Annotated in this window: 23 protein-coding genes and 1 tRNA gene; 17 read left to right on the plus strand and 7 right to left on the minus strand. The window is 43.4% G+C overall.

Translation table 11 applies throughout. The features are described 5' to 3' along the window. The first annotated feature begins 80 nt into the window (after nucleotides 1-80). On the plus strand, nucleotides 81-2612 hold the full coding sequence (locus EO131_RS04140) for a PIG-L family deacetylase (RefSeq protein ID WP_127019202.1): 2532 nt from the start codon (nucleotides 81-83) through the stop codon (nucleotides 2610-2612). Between the two features lie 111 nt (nucleotides 2613-2723). Continuing rightward, on the plus strand, nucleotides 2724-4430 hold the full coding sequence (locus EO131_RS04145) for a sodium:solute symporter family protein (protein ID WP_127019203.1): 1707 nt from the start codon (nucleotides 2724-2726) through the stop codon (nucleotides 4428-4430). A gap of 45 nt (nucleotides 4431-4475) precedes the next feature. Here EO131_RS04145 and EO131_RS04150 read toward each other — a convergent pair whose 3' ends face one another. Next, nucleotides 4476-5330 carry a DUF2911 domain-containing protein gene (locus EO131_RS04150; RefSeq protein ID WP_127019205.1) on the minus strand — a complete coding sequence of 285 codons (855 nt, stop codon included), beginning with the start codon at nucleotides 5328-5330 and terminating at the stop codon, nucleotides 4476-4478. Nucleotides 5331-5509: 179 nt separating this feature from the next. Between EO131_RS04150 and EO131_RS04155 the strand changes: the two genes are divergently transcribed. The 6 genes from EO131_RS04155 (at nucleotide 5510) to EO131_RS04180 (ending at nucleotide 12788) form a co-directional block, all read left to right on the plus strand. Next, nucleotides 5510-6007 carry an SRPBCC family protein gene (locus EO131_RS04155; RefSeq protein WP_127019207.1) on the plus strand — a complete coding sequence of 166 codons (498 nt, stop codon included), beginning with the start codon at nucleotides 5510-5512 and terminating at the stop codon, nucleotides 6005-6007. 2 nt (nucleotides 6008-6009) lie between these two features. Continuing rightward, nucleotides 6010-6702, plus strand: coding sequence for an SDR family NAD(P)-dependent oxidoreductase (locus tag EO131_RS04160; RefSeq protein WP_127019209.1), 693 nt, complete (start codon nucleotides 6010-6012; stop codon nucleotides 6700-6702). Continuing rightward, on the plus strand, nucleotides 6702-8015 hold the full coding sequence (locus EO131_RS04165; protein WP_127019211.1) for a cryptochrome/photolyase family protein: 1314 nt from the start codon (nucleotides 6702-6704) through the stop codon (nucleotides 8013-8015). The genes EO131_RS04160 and EO131_RS04165 overlap by 1 nt, the downstream gene beginning before the upstream one ends. A gap of 100 nt (nucleotides 8016-8115) precedes the next feature. After that, nucleotides 8116-9546, plus strand: a complete 1431-nt coding sequence (locus EO131_RS04170) for an amidohydrolase (protein ID WP_127019213.1) — start codon at nucleotides 8116-8118, stop codon at nucleotides 9544-9546. A gap of 97 nt (nucleotides 9547-9643) precedes the next feature. Beyond that, nucleotides 9644-10648 (plus strand): pirin family protein, encoded by a 1005-nt coding sequence (locus EO131_RS04175; protein WP_127019215.1) that lies wholly within the window; start codon nucleotides 9644-9646, stop codon nucleotides 10646-10648. Nucleotides 10649-10829: 181 nt separating this feature from the next. After that, nucleotides 10830-12788 carry a tetratricopeptide repeat-containing sensor histidine kinase gene (locus EO131_RS04180; RefSeq protein ID WP_127019217.1) on the plus strand — a complete coding sequence of 653 codons (1959 nt, stop codon included), beginning with the start codon at nucleotides 10830-10832 and terminating at the stop codon, nucleotides 12786-12788. Between the two features lie 9 nt (nucleotides 12789-12797). Here EO131_RS04180 and murA read toward each other — a convergent pair whose 3' ends face one another. The 3 genes from murA to EO131_RS04195 all read right to left on the minus strand — a co-directional run bounded on the left by murA (nucleotide 12798) and on the right by EO131_RS04195 (nucleotide 15144). Then, on the minus strand, nucleotides 12798-14105 hold the full coding sequence (gene murA / locus EO131_RS04185) for a UDP-N-acetylglucosamine 1-carboxyvinyltransferase (RefSeq protein ID WP_127019219.1): 1308 nt from the start codon (nucleotides 14103-14105) through the stop codon (nucleotides 12798-12800). Nucleotides 14106-14120: 15 nt separating this feature from the next. Beyond that, nucleotides 14121-14774: a DUF4290 domain-containing protein gene (locus EO131_RS04190; RefSeq protein WP_127019221.1), complete on the minus strand. Its 654-nt coding sequence runs from the start codon at nucleotides 14772-14774 to the stop codon at nucleotides 14121-14123. A gap of 82 nt (nucleotides 14775-14856) precedes the next feature. Next, nucleotides 14857-15144 carry a DUF493 family protein gene (locus EO131_RS04195; protein WP_127019223.1) on the minus strand — a complete coding sequence of 96 codons (288 nt, stop codon included), beginning with the start codon at nucleotides 15142-15144 and terminating at the stop codon, nucleotides 14857-14859. Between the two features lie 88 nt (nucleotides 15145-15232). On the opposite strand from EO131_RS04195, the gene EO131_RS04200 reads away from it, so the two are divergent. The 5 genes from EO131_RS04200 (at nucleotide 15233) to EO131_RS04220 (ending at nucleotide 19761) form a co-directional block, all read left to right on the plus strand. Beyond that, nucleotides 15233-15796, plus strand: coding sequence for an AAA family ATPase (locus EO131_RS04200; protein WP_127019225.1), 564 nt, complete (start codon nucleotides 15233-15235; stop codon nucleotides 15794-15796). Continuing rightward, nucleotides 15796-17685, plus strand: coding sequence for a RecQ family ATP-dependent DNA helicase (locus EO131_RS04205; protein ID WP_127019227.1), 1890 nt, complete (start codon nucleotides 15796-15798; stop codon nucleotides 17683-17685). Before EO131_RS04200 ends, EO131_RS04205 begins: the two co-directional genes overlap by 1 nt. After that, nucleotides 17666-18628, plus strand: coding sequence for a methionyl-tRNA formyltransferase (gene fmt / locus EO131_RS04210; protein WP_127019229.1), 963 nt, complete (start codon nucleotides 17666-17668; stop codon nucleotides 18626-18628). Before EO131_RS04205 ends, fmt begins: the two co-directional genes overlap by 20 nt. A 177-nt stretch (nucleotides 18629-18805) precedes the next feature. Beyond that, nucleotides 18806-19078, plus strand: coding sequence for an HU family DNA-binding protein (locus EO131_RS04215; RefSeq protein WP_072879184.1), 273 nt, complete (start codon nucleotides 18806-18808; stop codon nucleotides 19076-19078). Between the two features lie 122 nt (nucleotides 19079-19200). Further along, a complete protein-coding gene (locus tag EO131_RS04220) occupies nucleotides 19201-19761 on the plus strand; it encodes a YqgE/AlgH family protein (RefSeq protein WP_127020034.1) in 561 nt (186 codons plus the stop codon). On the opposite strand, the gene EO131_RS04225 is transcribed toward EO131_RS04220, so the two are convergent. Beyond that, nucleotides 19754-20608: an aminotransferase class IV gene (locus EO131_RS04225; protein WP_127019231.1), complete on the minus strand. Its 855-nt coding sequence runs from the start codon at nucleotides 20606-20608 to the stop codon at nucleotides 19754-19756. The two genes, EO131_RS04220 and EO131_RS04225, sit on opposite strands and share 8 nt — an antisense overlap. 54 nt (nucleotides 20609-20662) lie before the next feature. Beyond that, a complete protein-coding gene (locus EO131_RS04230; RefSeq protein WP_127019233.1) occupies nucleotides 20663-21046 on the minus strand; it encodes an START-like domain-containing protein in 384 nt (127 codons plus the stop codon). 137 nt (nucleotides 21047-21183) lie between these two features. On the opposite strand from EO131_RS04230, the gene EO131_RS04235 reads away from it, so the two are divergent. The 4 genes from EO131_RS04235 to EO131_RS04250 all read left to right on the plus strand — a co-directional run bounded on the left by EO131_RS04235 (nucleotide 21184) and on the right by EO131_RS04250 (nucleotide 24305). Next, nucleotides 21184-21257 (plus strand) — tRNA-Met (locus EO131_RS04235). Between the two features lie 96 nt (nucleotides 21258-21353). Further along, nucleotides 21354-21542 (plus strand): hypothetical protein, encoded by a 189-nt coding sequence (locus EO131_RS04240; RefSeq protein ID WP_127019235.1) that lies wholly within the window; start codon nucleotides 21354-21356, stop codon nucleotides 21540-21542. A gap of 169 nt (nucleotides 21543-21711) precedes the next feature. Further along, entirely contained in the window at nucleotides 21712-23628 is a 1917-nt protein-coding gene (locus EO131_RS04245) for a DUF294 nucleotidyltransferase-like domain-containing protein (RefSeq protein ID WP_127019237.1), read from the plus strand. A 26-nt stretch (nucleotides 23629-23654) separates the two neighbouring features. After that, nucleotides 23655-24305, plus strand: coding sequence for a 3'-5' exonuclease (locus EO131_RS04250; protein ID WP_313790022.1), 651 nt, complete (start codon nucleotides 23655-23657; stop codon nucleotides 24303-24305). On the opposite strand, the gene acs is transcribed toward EO131_RS04250, so the two are convergent. Further along, nucleotides 24306-26213: an acetate--CoA ligase gene (gene acs, locus EO131_RS04255; RefSeq protein WP_127019241.1), complete on the minus strand. Its 1908-nt coding sequence runs from the start codon at nucleotides 26211-26213 to the stop codon at nucleotides 24306-24308. Between the last annotated feature and the right edge of the window lie 76 nt (nucleotides 26214-26289).

Raw genomic sequence — 26289 nt, forward strand, 5'->3', positions numbered from 1 at the left:
TCCTTGTTAAAACTGTTCTAAAGAAATCAAATGCCGAAAGCAAACGCATTATATTTGAAACAACCACTAAAAAACCAACCATGAGAAACCCTTGGGTACTTTTTCTGTGTATAGTAGTTTCTGTTTCCAACCTTGTTGCCCAAAAACCGGATAAACCTTCTTCCTCGGAAATATATCACGACCTTCAAAAGCTCAATTTTTTGGGAACCGCTTTGTATGTAGCGGCCCACCCCGACGATGAAAATACCAGTTTGATCTCCTATTTGTCCAACGAAGCCAATGCGCGTACCGTTTATTTATCCATGACCCGTGGCGATGGCGGACAAAACTTGATCGGTCCGGAGTTGCGCGAACTTTTGGGCGTATTGCGTACCCAGGAGCTTTTGGCCGCAAGACGGATTGATGGTGGTGAACAACGGTTTACCCGCGCCAATGACTTTGGTTTTTCCAAACACCCGAACGAAACCCTAAAAATATGGGATAAGGACAAGGTGCTTGCAGATGTGGTCTGGACCATCAGGCAAATCAAACCCGATGTGATCATTAACCGGTTCAATCACCGAACCCCTGGTTCCACACACGGCCACCATACGTCGTCCGCGATGTTGAGCATGGAGGCTTTCGATTTGGCAAACGACCCAAACGCCTATCCAGAGCAGTTAGATCATACCACAACTTGGCAACCCAAACGAATTTTTTACAATACCTCTTGGTGGCAATATGGCAGTCGCGAAAATTTTGAAGCAGCGGATAAATCCGGAATGTTAAAGTTGGATGTGGGTGTCTATTATCCCGATTTGGGCCTTTCCAACAATGAGATAGCAGCACTGGCCAGAAGTCAGCACCTTTGCCAGGGATTCGGTATGATGACTTCCAGGGGAACTTCTGAAGAGTATATTGAACTCCTAAAAGGTGACATGCCCAAAAACAATGATCTTTTCGATGGCATTAACACAACATGGTCCCGTGTTGCAGGAGGAGAACCTGTAGGTGCCATTTTGAACAACATTGAGGCAAACTTTAATTTTAAAGATCCCTCGGTCCATGTACCGGAATTGGTAAAAGCCTACCAACTGCTTCAAAATGTTAAAGAACCCTACTGGCAGGAATTAAAAAGCAAACAATTGAAGGACATCATCTTGGCATCTGCTGGACTTTATTTGGAGGCAAGTGCAGAGGAAGGTTCCACAACTCCGGGCTCAACAACCAAAGTAAATCTAGAGGTGGTGAATAGAAGCCGTCTACCCATCTCACTGAAAAAGGTGGAATTGATCGGAGGCAATACCTCCATCAGTCCAAATAGTACTTTGCAAAACAATGAAAAACAAAATTTGGAAATAAGTTTTGAAGTTCCCGTATCTACTGCATATACCAGCCCTTATTGGTTAAATAAGGCAGGAACCTTGGGAACCTATGCCGTAAATGACCAACTTTTGATTGGAAAACCCGAGACACCCAGTGCCCTTACCGCAACTTTCTTTTTGAATATTGGCGGAACAGAAATTGCATTTGATAAACCTGTGGTCCACCGTTTTTCAAAACCTGAAAAAGGGGAATTGTATGAGCCACTTGCAGTGTTGCCTGCAGCGACCTCCAGAATTGATGAAAAAGTCCTCATTTTTGCCACCGCGGAGAGCAAGGACATCAATGTAAAAGTGAGGGCCGGAAAGAACAATGTTGCCGGAAATGTATCCTTGAAACATCCGGCAGGCTGGTCGGTGACACCAGCTAACATTCCTATAAACATTCCACAAAAAGGACAGGAAGTAACGGTTACTTTTAAGGTTACACCACCAAATTCGGATAGCGAGGGAATAATAGCCCCGTTGGTTACCATTGGCGGCAAAACGTTTGGCAAGGAACTTGTGGAAATCAATTATGACCACATCCCAAAGCAATCCATTCTTATGCCATCAGAAGCAAAAATTGTGCGGATGAACATCCAAAAATCCGGAGAGCACATCGCCTACATTATGGGCGCTGGAGATGAAGTACCGGAAAGTTTGGAGCAAATTGGGTACCAAGTGCACCTAATTGACACCGACGACCTTCAACCCGGCGTGTTGGATAAATATGATGCGGTGGTCATGGGTATTCGAGCCTATAATGTGTTGGATGATCTAAAATACAAACAACCTGTGCTGTTCGAATATGTAAAAAATGGCGGAACCATGATTGTGCAATATAACACTGCAGGCAGGTGGGCAAGCCAATTTGAAAACATTGCACCATACGACCTTACGTTATCCAGAGACAGGGTAACCGATGAGAATTCCGAAGTGAAGATCGTAGCACCCAACAATCCCTTGGTCAATTATCCCAATGCCATTAAAGAAAGTGATTTTGACGGATGGGTACAGGAGCGGGGATTGTACTTTCCAAGCCAATGGAGCAGTGAGTTTACACCTATACTTTCCATGGGCGACGAAGGAGAATCTGCCACCGAGGGAAGTATTTTAGTAGCACCTTATGGTGAAGGTCACTATATTTACACTGGGTTGAGCTTTTTCAGGGAACTCCCTGCTGGCGTTTCCGGAGCGTACAAACTCTTCGCCAATATGCTTTCCATAGGAAAAAGTGAAGTAAAAAAAGAAAGTAATGTCAAAGGTTAGTATGGACAATAAAATGGAGTGGAAAAAGGAATACACCATCGTAATCCTTTTAAATGCCATTTATATTTTGATATTTTACTTCATCATGTTATTAAATAATTAGAATCCTTAATGGCCTTACTCGATTGGATCATTCTTGGTAGTTCCCTTTTGTTTATTGTTGCCTATGGGGTTTGGAAAACCCGTGGAAGCAAGGATGTAGACGATTACGTTCGTGGTGGTGACAATGTGAAATGGTGGACCATAGGCCTTTCGGTTATGGCCACCCAGGCCAGTGCCATTACATTTTTATCAACACCGGGCCAAGCTTTTCATGATGGTATGGGTTTTGTCCAATTCTACTTTGGACTACCCTTGGCGATGATCGTGATCTGCTTGATCTTCATTCCCATATATAAAAAATTAAAGGTCTTTACCGCCTATGAAATGCTGGAAGGCCGATTCGATTTAAAGACACGAACCCTTACCGCCATTTTATTCTTGGTCCAACGCGGATTGGCTGCAGGTATCACCATTTTTGCGCCATCCATTATTTTGTCGGCCGTATTGGGATGGGACCTTCGCACCTTGAACATCATTATCGGTATTTTGGTGATCATCTATACGGTTTCCGGTGGAACCAAGGCAGTTAGCGTTACCCAAAAACAGCAGATGTTCATCATTATGTTGGGGATGTTCTTTGCTTTTTTCTTTATCATAGGAGCCCTACCCACTGATGTTTCCTTTGGAAAAGCCTTGAAGATTGCAGGGGCGAACAATAAATTGGACATTTTGGATTTCACCTTCGATACCAATAACAGATATACCTTTTGGAGTGGCATCACCGGTGGTTTCTTTTTGGCATTGGCCTATTTTGGTACCGATCAAAGCCAAGTGCAACGTTACCTTTCCGGAAAATCGATCAGGGAAAGTCAATTAGCGTTGGTGTTCAACGGAATCTTTAAAATACCGATGCAGTTTTTCATCCTGTTGGTTGGGGCCATGGTATTTGTGTTTTACCAGTACAATGCTTCACCGTTGAATTTTAACCCAGCAGCCACCGAGGCTGTGATGAGTTCGGAATATGCCAAGGACTACCAGGCTTTGGAGGAAGACCATCAAAAGTTGGAAATGGAAAAACGCATCGCCCAAAATGCCTATTCCACCGCTTTGGAACTCAAGGAATACAATGCTATTGAACAGGCCAAACAAGACATCATAAAAATTAATGAACGGGAAAGGGCAAGTCGGGATACGGCCAAGGAATTGATCAATCAAGCCAATACCGTAGTGGAGACCAACGACAAGGATTATGTGTTCATCCATTTTATCCTGAACAATCTGCCCACTGGGTTAATAGGTCTCCTGTTAGCCGTTATTTTGTCTGCGGCCATGTCCTCCACCGCTTCCGAATTGAACGCATTGGGCACCATTACAGCTTTGGATCTTTATAAAAGGAACCAAAAGAAAGAACGGGATCCCAAACACTACCTAATGGCCACTAAAGGCTTTACCCTACTTTGGGGCATTATTGCCATTGCCATTGCCAATGTGGCTAATTTATTTGACAACTTGATCCAATTGGTCAATATCATCGGTTCCATTTTTTACGGAAACGTTCTTGGTATTTTCCTGCTGGCCTTCTTCTTCAAATTTGTGAAGGGCAATGCCGTTTTTGTGGCGGCCATTGTAACCCAGATCATTGTGATCATTGGATTTAATCTGGATTGGATGTCCTATTTGTGGTTGAACGCCTTTGGCTGCGTATTGGTGATAGTTTTGGCCATAATCACTCAGGCCTTTGATAATTTCTTGGGAAATGCCCCCGTAGCGGAATAAAAAAACCCACTCGCTAAAGTGGGTTTTTCTTGCATTATGTTATGATTACATTTCAGCCCATTCCTTGAGCGAATCCTTGTTCATTTTAACATAATCTTGGTTGCCTGCAGCTTGAGCGGCTACCAATGATTTCTTGGCGGCTTCCACAGCACCTTTCATAAAGCCCAATTTGGCATAGATCAAAGATTGTGTCCGCATCATCCAATAGGCTTTACCCCCGTCCATTTCAACGGCTTTGTCGACCCATTCTTTGGCTTGCTCCATGTTCATGCCTTCGCTGAAATAATAAGATCCCGCAGCAAAGTAATCGTTGGCCTTTAAATCTGCCGTGTTGGCCATGGTAGCTTGAATGCTGGCTAGGGCCTTTTCAACAGTTGGCACCACAAATTTTACGCCTACATAGGTGTTTTCCCAAAGGATACCCAATGTGGCGCCATTGTTATACAGGTCATCGATGGTCATGGTAAACGTTTCAATCGATTCGGACATGGTATAGGTTTCAACCTTAACGGTAGCAGCTACCTTGGAGGCATCCCACTCTTGTGGTGTGCCCCAGTTTTCCGTATCCGAATAAAAAATTACTTCCCATACAGCCTCATTTGGTCGGGTAAAAATAGCATAGGAACCAGCAGGAACGGCTTTGCCCTCGATGGTGACATCATCGCTGAAAGTGATAATGGAGTTTTTGTTGGCCCCGGTTCTCCAAAGTTCGCCAAAGGGTACAAGATCTCCAAAGACTTTTCTCCCCCTCATGTTGGGTCGTGAATATTCAACAGTTACATCGGTAAGTCCCACTTTTTGTTCCAATTTGGAAAACGGACTGGGAGCAGGTGTCTGTATCTGTGCCTCTACACCAAAAGAAAGTAGGGCAACAAAAGAAAGTAAAACTAATTTTTTCATAGAATAGTGATTTATGGTTTAATCGAACAAAGCTAAAGATAAAGCAATCCGTCAAATGTTAAAGAAACCTTAAAGTAAAAATCATCAACTGCTTACCATTTAAACAAAGTTTGACTTTTTGTTTAATTATTTTATATATTTGTTAAACATATTTACCGTAATTTTGTTGAAAAATAGGTATGACACTTTACCAACTGCATGCGAAGCAACTGTTGCCCATATCAAAGCAAGAAGCTTGGGATTTTCTATCTGATCCAAAAAATTTAAAAGTGATTACCCCTGATCATATGGGTTTTCATATACTTTCTGGCGCCGACCGGAACATGTACCAAGGTCAGATCATCCAATACATCGTAAAACCCTTTCCCATGGTTTCCACCAAATGGGTTACCGAAATAACCCATGTTAAAGATGGGGAGTATTTTGTTGACGAACAGCGGTTTGGTCCCTATGCGCTTTGGCACCACAAGCATTTTATAAAAGAAATTCCCGGAGGTGTTGAAATGGAAGATATTGTGGATTACAAACTGCCGATGGGCTTCTTGGGTGACTTGGTACATCCCATTATGGTCAAAAAACAACTCCAAAAAATCTTCAAATATAGAGAAGCCAAACTCATTGAACTTTTTGGGAAAATGGAAAAAGAAGAAAATTATTTGGCACTACGAAAAATATAAACATGACTAAAAATATACTCCTTGTGGGTGGTTCCTACGGCATTGGATTGGAATTGGCCAAAAAGCTCTCCCAAACACACAATGTCTATGTAGCCAGCCGATCAAATGAAGCGTTGGCAAATCTAAATGTGACCCATATCCCTTTTGATGTGCTCTCCGAAGACCTTGCACAACAACAATTACCCGATCAATTGCATGGATTTGTATATTGCCCGGGAAGCATCAATCTAAAACCATTTAAAATGATGGATTTGGATACCTTTCGAACTGACATGGAATTAAACTTCTTTGGAATGGTAAAAACTGTGAAGGCCATTGTTAACCGTATGGCAGAAGGTTCTGGTATGGTATTTTTCAGTACGGTGGCCGTAGGAACAGGAATGCCGTTTCATACCAGCGTGGCCGCTGCGAAAGGGGCCATTGAAGGCTATGCACGGGCCATGGCCGCGGAATATGCACCAAAATTACGCGTGAACGTGATTGCTCCTTCGTTAGTGGACACTCCCTTATCGGAGCGTTTGTTGAGCAATGACAAAAAACGCGAAATGATGGCTGATAGACATCCATTGAAAAGAGTGGGCTCTGCTGCCGATATTGCCAATGCAGCTGCATTTTTGCTCGATTCCGAAAACTCTTGGATCACAGGGCAGATTGTTGGTGTTGATGGAGGCATGTCTAGTTTAAACGTGCATTAATGAAGGATAAAATCACTGTTTTTTGGTTTCGTAGGGATTTACGCTTGGATGATAATGTGGGCCTTTATCAGGCTCTTAAATCCGATTATCCTGTGTTGCCCATCTTTATATTCGACACTGAAATTCTGGAAAACCTGCCCAAAAATGACGCTCGGTTAACTTTTATCCATCAGTGTATACAAAAATTACACACCAAGCTCAAGACCAACCATGGTAGCGGAATTGCCCAATACAAAGGTAAACCCAAGGTCGTTTTTGAACAATTGATAGAGCAATACGATATCCAATCCGTGTATACCAACCACGATTACGAGCCTTACGCCAAAAAACGGGATCAACAGGTCCAGGAGCAACTGGCCCAGTCAAACATCTCTTTCAAAACCTTTAAAGACCAGGTCATATTTGAAAAGGACGAGGTGGTGAAAAATGATGGTGATCCCTACGTGGTCTATACACCTTATATGAAGAAATGGAAGGAAAATTTCAACCCTTCCGTCCACTTGGTCGATTATGATACACTGGCATTGTTGGACTCCAACTTGTTCCAATCCAAAACATTGCCCACCATAAAACTGGAAAATCTGGGTTTTGAAACCTCGGATATCAAGATTCCGGATTTTGATGTTTCGGCCGATTTGGTCAGAAATTATGGGGATACCCGCGATTATCCAGCATTGGACTACGGAACGTCCCATTTGGGACCTCATCTGCGGTTCGGTACCGTTTCTATCAGGAAAATGGTGAAAAAGGCCATTGGTTCCAAAAAAGAAACGTTTTGGAACGAATTGATCTGGCGTGAATTCTTCATGCAAATTTTATGGCATTATCCCCACACTGTGAGCAAAGCCTTTAAACCAAAATATGACCTCATTCAATGGCGGAACAATGAGGAGGAGTTTGAGCGCTGGAAAAATGGACAGACCGGTTATGCCCTTGTGGATGCCGGAATGCGGGAGCTGAATGCCACTGGGTACATGCACAATCGTGTACGCATGTTGGTGGCCAGTTTTTTGTGCAAGCATTTGCTGATCGATTGGCGCTGGGGCGAAGCCTATTTTGCCGAAAAATTATTGGATTATGAAATGGCGAGCAATGTGGGCAATTGGCAATGGGCCGCGGGCAGTGGCGTGGATGCTGCGCCTTATTTTAGGATATTCAATCCTATGACCCAGGTTGAAAAATTTGACAAGGATCGAAAATATATCAACAAATGGGTACCTGAACTTCAAGAGCTTACCTATCCCTCCCCTATTGTTGACCACAAAAAGGCCAGGGAAAGATGCCTAAACACCTACAAAGAGGCCGTTGGTTGATGCTTTTTCAGTAATTTTAGTTCCCATTGAAAATCGAAGGCTGCTATATACAGGCCATATTTCAATGTGAAACGGTACTAACTAACTTTAAACCAACACAATGAAAAGATTATCGACCCTCTTGCTTTTAGGGCTGCTATCCCTCAATGGTATGGCTCAGAAGATGACAAAGGACAAAAAGGAAGTCATCGCCTCCGTTGAAAAGCACAAAGAAAAACTAATACAACTGAGTGATTCCATTTGGGCCTTGGCCGAAACCGCTTTTGAAGAATCCGGTTCGTCCAAACTGTTGGCCGATTATGCCGAGCAAAACGGAATGACCGTGACTCGGGGCGTGGCCAATATCCCAACTGCTTTTATTGCTACTTATGGATCTGGAAAACCTGTGATCAGCGTTTTGGGTGAATTCGATGCGCTACCCGGACTATCGCAAAATACGACTCCCACCAAAGACCCGCGAATCGATGGTGCCCCAGGCCATGGTTGCGGACACAATATGTTTGGTGCCGCCAGTTTAGGTGCCGCCATTGCCATAAAGGAACAAATCGAGGCCGGAAACATTAAAGGAACCGTAAAGTTTTTTGGAACTCCTGCAGAGGAAAAATTCTTTGGTAAAGTATGGATGGTGGAAGCAGGTCTTTGGGACGACGTGGATGTGAACGTAAGCTGGCATCCATCTGCCGAAATTGAAGCCGATGTGCAAAGCGGACTTGCCTTGGTTGATTTCATCGTTGAGTTTTATGGACAGGCTGCCCATGCATCTGCGGACCCTTGGAACGGTAGAAGTGCTTCCGATGCGCTTGAACTCTACACTACCGGTATCAATTACTATAGGGAACACATTATGCCCACCTCCCGTATCCATTATCACATTCAGGATGGTGGACAAGTGGTGAACGTTGTGCCTGATTATGCCCGTTTGTGGGTCAGGGTCCGTGATCCCAAACGAAAAGTGATGTTGCCCACCTATGAGCGTGTAAAGGCCATGGCCGAAGGTGCTGCCATCATGGCCAATGTGGATTACAAAATTTCTTTGGTCTCGGGTATTTATGAAACTTTGGTGAACCGGGCCGGGGGCGAAATCATGCAGAACAACCTCGAACTATTGGGTCCGATCACCTATACCGAAGAAGAAACCACTTTTGGAAAGGCCATTCAAAAAGCTACTGGAAAACCCGAAGTAGGAATGGACGGAGAAGTGCATCCCTTAAAAGAAACTGAAGATTTGCCCGGAGGTGGATCTACCGACGTTGGTGATGTGAGCTGGAACGTACCCAACATCAATTTGGGTGTGACCGTTGCACCCAAAGGAACGCCCTGGCATTCATGGGCTGTTGTGGCCTGTGGTGGCATGAGCATTGGCCACAAAGGAATGATCCATGCAGCCAAAGCCATGGGGATGACCATGTTCGACCTATTCGATGATGCCAAATTGGTGGAAAAAGTAAAAGAAGAATATAAAACCAGAAAAGGGGATGAAAAGTATGAGGCCATGATTGATGGCCCACCACCCATCCCTGGTAAAAATTAATATGTATGAAGAGCCTGCCCGTGAAGCAGGCTCTTTTATTTCTGCCGAACTTTGACGAAATTGCATAACCAATTTTAGCAGCAAAAATCAATGTAAAATGGATAACCCCATACTTCAAATTTTCCGGTTGGGCACGCCCTGGCAAACCCAAGATCCTTTCCTGTTCAGTGTGTATCACTTGGACCATTTTCCAAAAGGCAATGGCGACATGGGTCCAGATTCCACTCTTTTGAAGGGCCGGAATTTGGGCAGCGACTTTGATCCTTCCCAAAAATGGCGGATGTACCATGGCCAAAGTATTCCGGGATTCCCGTACCATCCCCACCGAGGTTTTGAAACCATCACCATTGTAAACAAAGGCTATTGTGATCATTCGGATTCGTTGGGAGCTGCCGGGCGATTTGGTGAAGGTGATGTGCAGTGGATGACCGCTGGCAGTGGTGTACAACATTCTGAAATGTTTCCCTTGCTCAAGGATACGGAGGAAAATCCCTTGGAGTTGTTCCAGATTTGGTTGAATTTGCCAAAGAAGAGCAAGTTTGTGGAACCCCATTTTAAAATGCTATGGCACGAGGATATTCCGATTGTCGAAGAAGAAAACGCCAAAATAAAAGTGGTGGCCGGGAAGTATAGGGATACGGAAGCACTGTCACCTGCCCCTGATTCATGGGCCGCAGACCCCGAAAATGAGGTGGCCGTTTGGAACATGCACATTGCGCCAAATTCAGAATATGTTTTGCCCAAAGGTTCGGCTGGAATTAACAGGACCCTTTATTTTTATGAGGGCAATCCCCTCCAAATTAAAGGCAAAACCATCGAATCCGGATATGGTATTGCCTTAGACCCAACCCAAGAAGTTTCTTTAAAAACAGGTGATTCAGTTGCCCATTTTATGTTGTTACAGGGCAAACCCATAGCTGAGCCGGTTGCGAAATACGGCCCATTTGTAATGAACACCGAAGAAGAAATTCACAAGGCAATGGAAGAATACAGGCTCACCCAATTTGGGGGATGGCCCTGGCCCTATCCCGACCATGTCCATGACAAAGATAAAGGCCGCTTTGCCTTGTATCCTGATGGTAAACTGGTGGAGAAAAGTTAATCAATCACCCGAGTCATTTCGAGAAATTAGTACTACTGGATCTAAAGCACAAAAATGGGCTACCATGCCTATGCAATGTACCTAAACTGTTATAAATGATTGATTTTTAGTTAAAATATTGGTGAATTATAACAAATTGGTTTCCAAAAAGTAATAAATTGGGTTACCAACCTAGAATCCAATGAAACCAATCTCATCCTTTATCCTCCTAGTAAGTGTCCTCCTGTGCAACTTTATTAGTTTTGGTCAAGCCCATATAGTGGACAGTCTGCAAAACTTGATGGCAACGGCAAATGATACCACCCAGATTAATTTATTGCGAAAAATGAGTATCCATTCCCGCTCTATGAGCAAGGAAAATTCCGTTGAATATGGCCTTAAAAGTTTGGAGAAAGCTAGAGAAATTGGTTTTGTGGCTGGTGAGATCAAAGCGCTATACGTTCTTGGCGCCACTTACGGCATGACTGATGACTATGTGGAATCCCTCAGCTATCTAAATCAATGCTTGGACCTTGCGTTGAAAAATAATGATTTTTACTATGTTCAAAGTGTTTACAATGGAATGGGAATCGTTTATAAACGGATTGGTGATTATCCCAAAAGTCAAGAATATTATTTGAAAGGGCTAGAACTTTATGACTCATTGGGGATAACAAAAGGAAATTCATCTGTTTACATGAATCTTGGTGTTTTATACGATTTAATGAATGAGGATGAGAAAGCAAAAAAGAGCTATGAAAAAGTCTTGGAAGTTTACGAAGGTGACAATCGTGAGGATATGGAACATAAGGTAAACTTAAATTTGGGTGTTTTATATCTTAAAAATGATAGTTATAATGAAGCCTTGGAGAAGTTTTTACCGTTGGTCGATTATTTCAAATCTGTTGATGATAAATGGGATCTATGCATTGTATACGGGAATATTGGTAACTGTTATATTCCTTTAAACCAGTTGGAACTTGCACAGGAGTATCTTCTCAAATCCTTGGAAATTGCTAAACAAATGTCCCTTCAACAGGAAATAAACGTTGCTTATCAGAACTTGGCCAAGCTTGAATTCAAAAGGAGGAATTATAGCAAAGCCATCGAATATTCCAAGAAAAATTTGGAATCCCTTGATCTCATTGGTCAAACAGCACAAAAAAAGGAGGGACATTTCCAAGCTTATGAAATCTATGAGGCCATGGGCCAATATCCTAAGGCAATCGAACACCTAAAACAATCCATGGCATATAAGGATAGCCTACTAAATGAAACTAAAATCAAGGAAATCCAAAGTTTACAAATCAAACATGAGGTATACATTAAGGATAAAGAGTTAAAAGAGAACCAACTACAAATGGCATTGCTCAGTTCCGATATTGAGGCGAACAACAAACGGATTGTTTACTTATCCTTGATCACAGCACTATTATTGATCTCTGCCGGACTTTTGTTTTTTGGTTTGCGGAACAAAATAAAATCGAACAGGGAACTCCACGAAAAAACAGTACTGATCTCGGAACAAAAAGAACTCATCGGACAAATGAACCAAGAATTGGAAAAACGGATGCTTCGTGCCCAAATGAACCCTCATTTCATTTTCAATTCCCTCAATTCCATTCAGTATCTCATCAATACGGACGATAAGAAGAATGCGTTAAAATACCTGTCCAAGTTTGCCAAATTATTACGCCAGGTGTTGGAAAGCTCCATCAATATCAACCTTTCATTAAAAGAAGAAATCCAACTTTTAAAGATTTATGTAGAACTGGAAAGTCTTCGGTTCGATAATAGTTTTAAGTACACCTTTACCGTGGACAAAAATTTGGATGTAGAGGAATATGAGGTCCCCATGTTATTGGTGCAACCCTATATTGAAAATGCGATCATCCACGGATTGATGCCCAAAGAAGGTGAGAAAAAGTTAAAAATAATCTTTAATGATAAGGACGAATATATCGAGTGCATCATTGAAGATAATGGGGTTGGAATAACCAAGAAATCGGAGGGAACAACTATACAGAGACCATCAAGGGGCATGTCCATTACCGCCAAACGAATTGAGATGCTCAAACGGTTCTCCGATCAGGAACTGGTAACCATCGAGAATCTGGAAAACGGCACACGGGTTACCATCCTCATCCCGAAAAACCATTAACAAGTCCTACTAAACCCTCACGATATTGGCACCAATGGCCCGTAAACGTTCATCGATGTTCTCGTAACCGCGATCTATTTGCTCAATGTTATGAATGGTCGAAGTACCTTTTGCCGAAAGCGCCGCAATCAACAGGGAAACTCCTGCCCTAATATCGGGCGACACCATTGTCGTTGCTTTTAAAGTGGATTTAAAATCATGACCGATAACCGTAGCTCTATGGGGATCACAAAGTATGATCTTGGCGCCCATGTCAATCAATTTATCCACAAAGAACAAGCGGCTCTCAAACATTTTTTGGTGAATGAGTACTTCTCCCTTCGCCTGTGTGGCCACAACCAAAATAATGCTCAATAAATCGGGGGTCAATCCTGGCCAAGGCGCATCGGCAATGGTCAAAATAGATCCGTCAATAAAATTTTGAATCTGATACCCTTTCTCGTGTTTGGGAATAAAAATATCGTCATCCCTTCGCTCAATGGTGATGCCCAATTTTCCGAAAACTGTGGGAATCTGCCCTAAATCGTTCCAACTCACATTTTTGATGGTAAGTTCACTTCGGGTCATGGCGGCCAAACCGATCCAGCTACCAATCTCGATCATATCGGGCAACATGGTGTGTTCTGTACCACCTAGTTTATCTACACCCTCAATGGTCAACAGGTTGGAGCCAATACCTGAAATTTTTGCGCCCATCCGGTTCAACATCTTGCAGAGTTGTTGCAAATAGGGCTCACAGGCTGCATTGTAGATGGTAGTGGTGCCTTCGGCCAAAACTGCTGCCATAACTATATTGGCGGTTCCAGTAACCGATGCCTCGTCCAACAGCATGTAAGTGCCTTTCAACTTTTCCGCTTCCACACCATAAAAATGCTCTTCACGATTGTATCGGAATTTGGCACCCAGTTTTATGAATCCTTCAAAATGGGTGTCCAATCTTCGTCGGCCAATTTTATCACCGCCCGGTTTGGGAATATACCCCTTGCCAAATCGGGCCAACAAAGGACCCACCAACATAATGGAACCGCGAAGTGCCCTGCCATCTTCCTTAAATTTGGGCGATTGCAGATATTCCAAATTGATATCGTCGGATTTGAACGTATAGGAACCTTTTCCTTTTTTCTGGATCTTCACACCCAAATCTTCGAGTAAGGCAATCAACTTGTTCACATCGACTATGTCGGGAATGTTGTTGATTGTTATTTTTTCTTCTGAAAGCAATACGGCACAAAGAATCTGTAATGCCTCGTTCTTTGCTCCTTGGGGTGTAATTTCGCCATGTAGTTGTTGGCCACCCTCTATTCGAAATGTACCCATGTACTATTTTGGATTTTAATAGCGCTTTTTACGATTGCGTTGGCCCTTTTTATTTCCGCTACTTCCGCCACTTCTATTGGACTTGGCCTGTCTGTTTTTAAGGAATTGTCCACTTTCGGTCAAATTTTCACCGTCGCTGGCCAAATCGATTTCACCATTGCTCATTTCCTTTAGGTGTCCAAAAATGACGCTATCTTCCACTGTATCCTTGTTCCACGTTAAGTAGCATTTTTTCATGTGGTTGGCAATGGCATACTCCAATCCGGAGCGCATATCACCTTTATCCCAACTTACGGCCACATCTATCATCCGTTTTATGTTGTTCCCGTAAAAACGGTATTTGGGATGATTTTGGGGGTAGTCCAATGGTTCTGGACGTTGTTGCAAAACCTCCTTGGAAGTAATTGGGAATGGGGAGTCCACATCCAACTTAAAGTCGGACATAATGAACAATTGGTCCCATAATTTATGCTGAAAATCAGGCACATCGCGTAAGTGGGGCTGCAAATTTCCCATGACACTGATGATGGCCTTGGCCACTTTATTCCGTTCTTCCCGGTCCTCAATGGCTACGGCTTGGTCCACCATCTTTTGAAAATGACGACCATATTCGGGAATATGGAGCTTTGCACGCTCTGTATTGTATTCTAGGTTCTCTACTAAGTTCAAATTAAATGTCTTAAGATTTATGTTAATCGGGAAGTCCAGTAAATTAACGCTTGCAAAATAATAAAATTATGGCAAACCTTGCCTAAAGTGATATTACCCCTTCCACCACTGAAACTTCTTTGTATTTCATAATCACCTCGTCGGGATGACTCAGATTGACGGTGATGGAAATGCTGGTATACGTTCCCTTTTTAGATTGTTTGGTCTCTATTACAGCACCTGTATTATCAAAAATATCATGGATTTGGGCAATGCGGTCTTCATCAGTTGGAACAATAAATTTATAGAGGTAATCGGATGGCCAACTGGTGTTTTCCAGTAATTTTTCCCTCAACCTTTCATAAAACTCTTCCGTGTTATCCTTCTCCATGCCATTAGTTTTTACAAATATAGGCCATCCCCCCCAATTTTTTTTCCTTATTCCTATTTCATTACTTTGCACAGCTAATTTATTCTACTTGGGCAAGCAAAAAGTTGTGATTACCGGGGCACCGGGAACGGGCAAAACCTCCATCGTAAATGGTTTGGAGCGTAAGGGCTTCCATTGTTTTCATGAAATCATCCGTGATATGACCTCGAAAGCAAAACTGGAAGGTGAATCCCATGCCCATATCAGTAACCCATTGGTTTTTGTGGATGATGCCCTTCAGTTCAACAAAGACCTGCTGTACGGCAGAACGGAACATTATAAAAAAGCGTTGCAAACCAAGGAACCCATTAGCTTTTTTGATAGGGGAATTCCAGATGTACTTGCCTATATGGATTTTTTTGGGCAGCGCTATGACAGGGAATTTATTGAACCCTGTGAAAACCACAGGTACGATTTGGTTTTTATGGTTCCGCCATGGGCAGAAATCTATGTTTCGGACAGCGAACGCTTGGAGTCGTTTGAAGAGGCGGTACACCTGCACCATGCCCTAATGAATACCTATACCCAATTTGGCTATAACCCCATCGAAGTGCCAAAAGATGCAGTCCAGAAAAGGATTGATTTTATCTTGGAAACCATTAATACGTTTTAGTGCAAGAGACACAGGCTATTTTACAGCAATATTGGGGTCATGACAACTTTAGGGGGTCCCAAAGCTCCATTATTGAAAGTGTACTATCCGGTAAGGATGTACTTGCACTGATGCCCACTGGGGGTGGCAAGTCCATTTGCTATCAAGTTCCGGCCATGGCCCAAGAAGGGCTTTGTATTGTTGTTTCACCATTGGTGGCATTGATACAGGACCAGGTAAACCAATTAAAAAACAAGGGCATAAAGGCCATTGCACTTACTGGTGGCATTCCCTTTGACGAACTCAACGATTTGCTGGACAACTGCCTGTATGGCAACTATAAATTTTTGTACCTATCCCCTGAACGATTGCAACAACCCCTGATCCAGGAGCGGATTCAGGAAATGAACGTCAACTTGATCGCCATTGACGAGGCACATTGTATTTCGCAATGGGGAAACGATTTTAGACCTGCCTATTTACAATGCGCCATTTTGAAGGAACTTGTGCCCCAGGTTCCGATGATCGCCCTTACAGCAACCGCCACACCCAGGGTTGTGGACGATATTGTCCAAAACCTGAAATTGTCCCCGGTTAAAATTTTTAAGGATTCCTTTTCCCGATCCAATATTGCATTTATCGTAAAACGTACCGAGGACAAACTTTTTCAGTTGAAGAACTACATGGGCAAGGTACCGGGGAGCTCCATTGTTTATGTGCGATCACGAAAAATGTCCGTTTCACTTTCCAAGTTTTTGAATGAAAATGGATTTTCCGCCGCCCATTTTCATGGTGGTATGACCAAATCCGAGAAAGAAGACAAGCTCAACCTTTGGTTGTACGGCACCATCCAGACCATGGTGGCCACCAACGCTTTTGGAATGGGCGTGGACAAGCCGGATGTACGGTTTGTGGTCCATTATCAAATACCCGATAGCTTGGAAAGCTATTATCAAGAAGCTGGAAGGGCCGGCAGGGACGGAAAGCCATCGATTGCAATGGTATTGACCTCGGAGGAGGACAAGCAAAGGGCACGTCAACAATTTTTGGCAGCGTTGCCCGATGTTGCCTTTGTCAAAAAAGTGTACTCCAACCTGAACAATTACTTTCAGGTTTCCTATGGTGAATTGGTCATGGAACCCATGGCCTTTAAATTCAATGCATTTTGCAAACGCTATGAACTGGAACCGAATTTGGCCTTTAATGCCCTTCGAATCTTAGATCAAAATTCCGTTCTGTCGCTGTCGGAGCAATTTCAGGAGAAGACTACCTTGCAATTTGTAGCATCAAAAGCGGCAATTTTTCAATATTTGGAAAAAAACAGAAAATCGGCGCCAATCATCCAAACGGTATTGCGCACCTATGGGGGCATCACCGATTATGAAACAAAAATCGACCTTTCCCTGCTCCATCGGAAAACGGGGATGAGGGAAACCCAACTCAAGGAAATTTTTCAACAGTTGGCCAATGATGGTATTGTCAATTACCATAATCAATCCAGCGATCTTGAAATCCATTTTTTGGTGCCTCGGGAAGATGATGTCACCATTAATGTATTTGCCAAAAAGGTAAAGGAACTCAATGCGGTAAAACAATACAACTTGGAAGCCATGTTGGGCTACATTGAAAACAACAAGGAATGTAGAAGCCGATACCTATTAAAATATTTTGGGGAGGATACCCACGAAAACTGTGGTACGTGCGATATTTGTACCGCCAAGGGCAAGCGAACCTCTCCCCATCAGTTGGAGGAACGTATTTTGGAATTGCTTGACCTAGGGCCGCATTCATCCCGAAAGTTGGAAAGTGCCACCGGAGCGGATGAAAAAGAATTGTTGAAAGCGCTTCAATTTCTGTTGGAAGATGGAAAGGTCCAACTAAATTTCAAAAATGAATATGTCAAAAAATAATACGTTGCGAATTGTTTTCATGGGTACCCCGGACTTTGCCGTGGGCACCTTAAAGAAGATTTTGGAGGCCGATTTTGAGGTGGTCGGGGTAATCACCGCACCGGACCGCCCTGCAGGCAGAGGAAGAAAAGTACAGGAATCCGCCGTTAAACAATTTGCGGTTCAACAGCAATTAAAAGTTTTGCAACCCACCAATCTTAAGGATGAGGAATTTTTGAAGGTATTAAAATCCCTTAATGCCAATCTGCAGATAGTGGTTGCCTTCCGTATGTTGCCCAAAGTGGTGTGGCAAATGCCAGCCTTGGGCACCTTTAACCTCCATGCCTCCCTCCTTCCACAATACCGCGGAGCTGCACCCATCAATTGGGCCATCATAAACGGAGAGACCGAAACAGGGGTTACTACGTTTTTTATTGATGAGAAAATAGATACCGGTACTATTATCCTGCAACAGAAAGTGCCGATCACACCTGAGGACAATGCCGGCACCCTTCATGACCGTTTGATGGAAACCGGGGCGTCCTTAGTGGTGGAGACTTGCCAACGAATAGCCAATGGAACAGTCGATTTAAAAAAACAGGATGAAAGTGTTGCTTTAAAATCAGCACCAAAAATCCATAAGGAGACTTGTGAGATCGATTGGAGCAGATCAATAAACGACATCCATAATTTGGTTCGGGGCCTAAGTCCCTACCCAGGGGCATGGTCTACCTTGTTCAATGGCGACAAGGAGGAACAGGTCAAGATTTTTGCCACCCAACCCGAAAACGGAACCCACAACTACAACGTTGGAAAACTATTGGTGGACAAAAAATCGATTAAAGTGGCGGTCAAAGAGGGCTACGTTCAATTGCTGGAATTACAACTTCCGGGCAAACGGCGCATGAAGGTAACGGAAGTTTTGAACGGATTAAAACTTGAGGAGGACGCCCATCTTCGCTAATCCCTTGCTATGAGTGGGCTGGCAAAATCTTGTCATTTTTTTCCGACTTTATCAACAAACGTTTGAAGTTATCAACAAAAAGCCCTATTTCCCTAGGTTTTACTTGCGTTACTGGCAAATCCGTATAAATTTGTTCAGCATTAAAATTATTTTAACAACAATTAATTTAATTCCATTATGAACAAAACAGAATTAATCGATGCTATGGCAGCTGATGCTGGCATCACTAAGGCAGCAGCAAAAAAAGCATTGGAATCTTTCTTGGGAAATGTAGAGGGATCACTTAAAAAAGGAAACAGAGTTTCCTTGGTAGGTTTTGGTTCTTGGTCAGTTTCCAAAAGAAGTGCCAGAGAAGGTAGAAACCCTCAAACTGGTAAGACCATCAAGATCGCTGCCAAGAACGTTGTAAAGTTCAAAGCAGGAGCTGAATTGAGCGGTGCTGTAAACTAATCAATTACCTTTTGAATATACAAAGGCACTTCCCACAAGGAAGTGCTTTTTTGTTTTAAGGGTTTTGGTTTTATGGGAAATATTGTATATTATGTTAAATTTAAAACAGGGGTCCTATGAAAATGGTGAGCCATAAGCCAAAGAAGGGGAAATTGCTTGTTGCGGAACCATCGCTCACAGGGGATGTTTCCTTCAACCGTTCGGTGGTACTTTTGGCAGAACATAATGAGGAAGGTTCTGTTGGGTTTATTTTGAACAAACCTCTGGACTATACCATTTGCGATCTTGTTTCCGATATCACCATTCCTTTCCAAGTGTTCAATGGTGGACCTGTAGAGCAGGACAATCTTTACTTTATTCACACAGTGCCCCACCTCATTGAAAACAGTGTGGAGATTGCCGACGGCATTTTTTGGGGTGGCAACTTTGAAAAAACTGTGGAACTCATAAACAGTGGCACCATAACCGAGGAAGACATTCGATTCTTCTTGGGCTATTCCGGATGGGGATCTCAACAGTTGGACCAAGAGCTATCTTCCCGATCCTGGGTGGTGATCAAAAACCAGTACGAAAGCAATTTGTTGCAAAAATCGTCCTCCGCCTTTTGGAAAGAAAATATGGTGGAATTGGGCGGTGATTACCTTTTATGGTCCAATGCCCCGGAAAATCCTTCGCTCAATTAGTAGACGATAATCGGGCCTTTGCATTTAATTTGGCCAGTAATCCCTTGGCAATGGCATTGCCGAATTCCTTTTTTCGGTATTTAGTGATGGATTGAATCCCAGCAATACTGTTGGTCAAAAACAGTTCATCGGCTTTCTGCAGTTCAAAAGGGGAAACGGACGCTTCCAACAATTCCAAATTTTCAGAAGCATCAATAATTTCCATCAATTTTTTCCGAACAATGCCATCCAAACACCCATCACTTAACGGAGCTGTTTTTATCTGTTTATCGTTGACTACAAAAAGATTTCCGTTTATGGCCTCAACCACATTTTTGTCCGTATTCACCAAAAGACAATTGGCATAGCCGTTTTCTTGGGCATATACCCCGGCAACCACGTGCAGCAATTTGTTGGAGGTCTTTAAGTTGGAGAGCATATCCTTGCTCACATAAAAATCCTTGAACAATTCCACCTCATAGGCTTCTTCCTTCGCCAGGTAGAATGGGGATTCCAGCGGTGTTGTTTCAATAAGATAGGAAACATTGTTTGTGGCCGGGGCGTACAATCCGCCATCATTTCTGAAAACGGTCAGCCGAACACGAAAAGCATCCCCTTCGGCCGTATTCTCCATTGTTGTCCGCTTGATTTCCTCTTCCAAAAATTCCAAGGTAAATTCCATGGGTATCTCCATACGAAGAATACGCATACTGGCCATGAGCCTAAAATAATGGTCTTCCCAAAAGAAAAGGGTGCCATTTACGTAGCGCATGGTCTCAAAAACGGCATCGCCATATTTGAGTCCACGGTTGTTGTGGGTTAGGATTGCGGTATCGTTGGTAAAGAAATTGCCATTAAAGTTGACCATGTATCTCGCCTTGAAAAATCAGGGCCAAATATACGGCTTAGCTGGGAATTGAACCTAGGTGGACCCCAATACTTGCTTTAGGTCGGAAACTTGGTTCTCCCAAAGCATTTTGGCTTCATCCACTTCGTCCTCCTCGGCAAAATCCGTTATGAACAAGGAAACGTCCTTGGTAATTTCATCCACAATAATGCGCATTTCAAAAAAGGAAGCGTCCTCATTTTCCTCCCACGCAAACTTCACAAATTCCTCACTCTTGCGTTTTAGCATTTTAGCCCGTTCCTCTGAACCATCCCATATAAAGGTGAACATCTCACCCCTGGAATTCACATTATCGGCGTACCATTCGGAAAGTCCGGATGGTGTGGAAATATATTGGTAAAGCAACTGAGGCGAAGCATGGATGACAAACTCCATTTCGAATTTTACCTTATCACTCATTAGTTCGTTCGATTTATCCTTTCAACATTTGATATAGTTTGGGAAGATAAAAAAATAAATATCAAATAATAAATTAATCCCGAATTTTGATTCAGCAAAAATTAAAGTATATATTTGCACCCGCAAAATATGCCCATGGCGAGGTAGCTCAGCTGGTTAGAGCGTCGGATTCATAACCCGGAGGCCGGGGGTTCAAGTCCCCCTCTCGCTACACAAAACAAAGCCGTTTAACTGCCTGCAGTTGAATGGCTTTTTTGCTTTTCCGCGTTTTTTTTTCCTACCTTCAAGGTATTAAACCAACCTTCATATGAATTACTTCAAAAAATTAGGAGCCGCCAACCTATTGATGCTGGCCTTGTGTGCGTTGATCATTCTTGTGGCGGAATACCTTTTTCTTAATGGCGACAAAGAACATGGGCTTTTTATTGGCCTTTGGGCACCCACCCTTTTAGGTGTCATGATTTACTTAAAACTGGTGGACAATGACAGCAAATGATATCGTTTTTTGGTTTTCAATCGTTGTTTTCTTGCTGGTTGCCCTATGGGCGATATTGATGATACGAGCCTACAATAAAAAGTAGTCGGAATTGTTTTCGGATTTGCACGCTTCTTTTTGGTTTGTTTCATGTGGTGATCATCAAATTATACCTTATTTTTAGGTTGCCATGAAGAACACGATTTCCGAACGCGTTGCCGATTTTCTCAAAAGTTTCCCCCCTTTCAATGCATTGGACTCCAAACAATTGGATATTCTGTCCATGGAAGTGGTGATTCTTCATAAAGAGAACAATGCCATTGTATTTACAGAAAAGGAAGCGCCGCATGAACATTTTTATGTGGTGAACAAAGGGGCCATTGCCCTAACCAAAAAAGGCTCCTCCCAAATTCTGGATATTTGTGATGAAGGGGACGTTTTTGGCCTTCGCCCACTATTGGCCCATGAAAGCTATAAACTGGAAGCCCGAGCGCATGAAGAGACCATTTTATATGCCGTACCCATAAAGCATTTTAAACCCTTGGCCCTGGAAAACAAACGGGTGGGCAATTTTTTGATCGAAAGTTTTGCCTCCAATACCCGTAACCCCTACTCCATTAAGCATCGTGGCAAACTGTACGGGTCTGGTGACACCGCTGAAAAATTGGATCCCAAAATATTGGACCTGCAGCCGATAAGTTATTCCACCGACCTCATTACCTGTACCGAAGGGACCAAGATCATGAATTTGGCCACCACCATGGCAAAAAACAATGTGAGCTGTATCTTGGTGATCAAGGATGGACTTCCCGTTGGTATCATAACCGATAAGGATTTACGAAAAAAAGTGGCTACAGGGGAATGTCCCATTACCGAACCGGCCAAGACCATTATGTCGTCACCCATAATCACCTACCCATCCGAACTTACTTTGGCACAGGCACAAATGGCCATGATGAAAAGCAATATCAGCCATTTGATACTTACCGAAGATGGTACCCCCGATGCCCCAGCGGTAGGGTTGCTTTCCAAACACGATGTAATGGTGGCCCTTGGCAATAATCCAGCTGTACTTCTGCGTGCCATAAAAAGAGCAATGGATGCCAAGGTGCTACGAAAGATACGACATGGTATCATGAATCTGTTGCAGGGCTATTTGGACCAGAACATTCCCATTGGATTGGTTTCCAAGATCATTTCGGAGCTTAACGATGCCTCTACCAAACGGGTCATCGAGCTTTCCCTTCAAAAAATGCCATCGGAGCCCCCGGTGCCCTTCACTTGGTTGACATTGGGAAGTCAAGGACGTGGGGAACAACTGTTGAACACCGACCAGGATAATGCTATCCTTTTTGCGGATGTTCCAGCAGATGAATTGGAACAAACGAGATATTATTTTTTAAAATTGGCAAGTCTAATTTCTACCGACTTGAATACCATCGGCTTTGAATATTGTCCGGCCGAGATGATGGCATCCAACCCAGCTTGGTGCCATAGTCTGTGGGAATGGAAGGAAGTCACCGGCAGATGGATCAACAATCCCGGACCCGATGAAATTTTATTGTCCTCCATTTTCTTTGACTACAACATCACTTATGGAGATCGTACACTGGCGGATGAACTGTCGGACAGCATTTTTGACCACGCCAGAATGTTTCCACAATTTTTGACACATTTGGCGGGCGGGGCTTTGCAAAACCCTTCTCCTTCAGGATTTTTCAGGGACTTTTTGGTGGAACAGGATGGGGAGCACAAAGATTTCTTCGATCTAAAGTTGCGAGCCCTAATGCCCATTATCGATGCAGCGCGTGTACTCATACTTTCCCATTCCATCAAATCGATCAACAACACGGCCGAACGTTATGAAAAACTGGCTGAACTGGAGCCAAACAACAAAGAATTGTTCCAGGCCTGTTCGTATGCCAGCAAAGCCCTTCTGAAATTCAGGACCAAACAGGGTTTGTTGCACAACGATTCCGGTCGTTATATTGAACTGCAACGGTTGAACAAGGAAGAGAAAATAAAGTTGAAACGAACCTTTAAGACCATCAAGGAAATCCAATCCTTGATCGAAATACGGTTCCAAGTCAAAAACCTGATTCGCTAATGTGGCTTTTTGGTAAAAAGAAGCAATTGGAACTCCCAGATTTCTGGTGGGACTATGAGGCGCATTTCCAACAAAAGCTTCCTGAAGACATCAAGGAAAATGTATTTGTGGCCCTCGATACGGAAACGACCGGTTTTAGTTTGACCAAAGACCGTATGCTCTGCATTGGTGCCCTAAAATTGATGGACAACAGTATTGCGGTAAAGGACATTTTTGAGGTTTATATTGAGCAGGAACATTATAACGCTGAAAGTGCCCCGATTCATGGTATTTTAAAACGGTCGCGAAGAAACAAGGTCATCGAACTGGATGCGCTGAAGCAATTTTTGGTATACGCAAAGAATTACATTTTGGTAGGGCACCATGTGAAGTTTGATGTAAATATGATCAATGCCGCCCTGCAAAGGAACGGACTCCCTAAATTAAAAAACGAGACCTTGGATACCGAACTGCTGTACAAGCGCACACTATTGGTATCGAGTGTGGTTGAACGTAAAGAACGGTTCACGCTTGATGATTTGGCCGAAAAGTTCAGTATTTCCAAAAAAGATAGGCACACGGCGCTGGGAGATGCCTATATAACGGCCATAGCGTTGCTCCGTATTTTGGAAAGACTGAAGCCAAAAAATATAAAGGACCTCATCAAAAGACAAGGCCCTTTAAAATTTGGTCTTTAATTAAAGACTTTCCTTCATGATGGCCTCGACCACTTCAGGGTTCAACAGTGTGGAGGTATCCCCCAAATTGCTGGTGTCCTTGGATGCGATTTTTCTCAAAATACGCCTCATGATCTTACCACTTCGAGTTTTGGGAAGACCAGGAACAAATTGGATTTTATCCAGTTTGGCAATCGGACCAATATGCTCGGTTATGAGCTGATTGATCTCCTTGGCCAGATTTTCCCGATTACGGGTTTCCCCGGTTTCCTTCAAAATGATGTATCCATACAGTGCATTCCCCTTAATGTCATGTGGGAAGCCAACAATGGCGGATTCTGCCACAGCTGGGTGTTCGTTTATGGCATCTTCTATCGGTGCCGTACCCAAGTTATGGCCAGAAACGATGATCACATCATCTACCCTACCTGTAATTCGATAGTAGCCGACTTCATCGCGCAAAGCGCCATCACCTGTAAAATATTTGCCCTCGAAGGCCGAGAAATACGTATCCTTATAACGTTGGTGATCGCCCCAAATGGTCCTGGCTATGGAAGGCCATGGGAATTTGATGCATAATCTTCCGTCCACTTGGTTCCCTTTGATCTCTTTGCCGGATTCATCCATCAATGCGGGTTGAATACCAGGCATGGGCAAGGTGGCATAAGTGGGTTTGGTCGGTGTTGAAAAAGGTATTGGTGATATCAAAATGCCACCTGTTTCCGTTTGCCACCACGTATCAACAATGGGACATCGTTTATCGCCCACATGATCGTTGTACCAGTGCCAGGCTTCCTCGTTAATAGGTTCCCCAACGGTACCCAACACTTTAAGGCTGGATAAATCGTATTTGGTCACATAATCCAAATTTTCCTTTGCCAAAGCCCTAATGGCGGTTGGGGCCGTGTAAAATTGGGTTACCTTATGCTTTTGGACCACCTCCCAAAATCTTCCGAAATCCGGATAGGAAGGCACGCCTTCAAACATGACCGAAGTGGCGCCATTGGCCAATGGCCCATACACAATGTAAGAGTGTCCCGTAATCCAACCGATATCCGCCGTACACCAATAAATATCCTCCTCTTTGTACTGGAACACATTTTTGAACGTGTAGGCCGTATACACCATGTAGCCACCAGTGGTATGCACCATTCCTTTTGGCCTTCCGGTAGAGCCCGAAGTATATAGAATAAATAAGGGGTCTTCAGCCTCCATGATCTCTGGACTGCAATCCCCATAGGCTTTATCCAACAAAGGTTGCACCCAAAGGTCACGCCCTTCTTTCATGGTTACTTCACCACCGGTTCGTTTGGTGACCAATACCTTGGTTACCCCTGGGCATTGCTCCAAGGCATCGTCCACAATGCCCTTAAGGTCTATGGTCTTGCTCCCCCTGTACGAGCCATCGGAAGTCAATACGGTTGTTGCTCCACAATCGTTGATCCGCGTGGCCAAGGCTGTTGAAGAGAATCCAGCAAAAACAACGGAGTGAACCGCACCAATTCGGGCACAGGCCAAAACAGCCACGGCCAAATCTGGTATCATGGGCAAATAAACCACTACCCTGTCACCTTTTTTTACCCCTTGATCTTTAAGTACATTGGCATATCGGCAAACACGCTCGTGCAATTGCCTGTAGGTGATGTGTTCGGCCTCTTCATTGGGATCGTTGGGCTCAAAAAGAATAGCTGTCTTATCGCCCCGAATGTTCAAATGCCGATCAATACAGTTTTCCGAAATGTTCAATTGGGCACCATCAAACCATTTGATCTCGGGTTTGGTAAAATCCCAATCCAACACCGAATTCCACTTTTTTCTCCATAGGAAGTGTTCTTCTGCCACTTCTTCCCAGAATGCTTCTGGGTTCCTAACCGATTTTCGGTACACCTGGAAATATTCTTCCAAATGCTTGATATGATAATTACTCATTCAATGTTACGTTTAGTTAATTAGTTACTATGTTCTATTTTTCCATTTCAAATGCCTAGCATCTATTGAATCTATC

Source organism: Flagellimonas beolgyonensis (assembly GCF_003992615.1).
Lineage (GTDB): Bacteria > Bacteroidota > Bacteroidia > Flavobacteriales > Flavobacteriaceae > Flagellimonas > Flagellimonas beolgyonensis.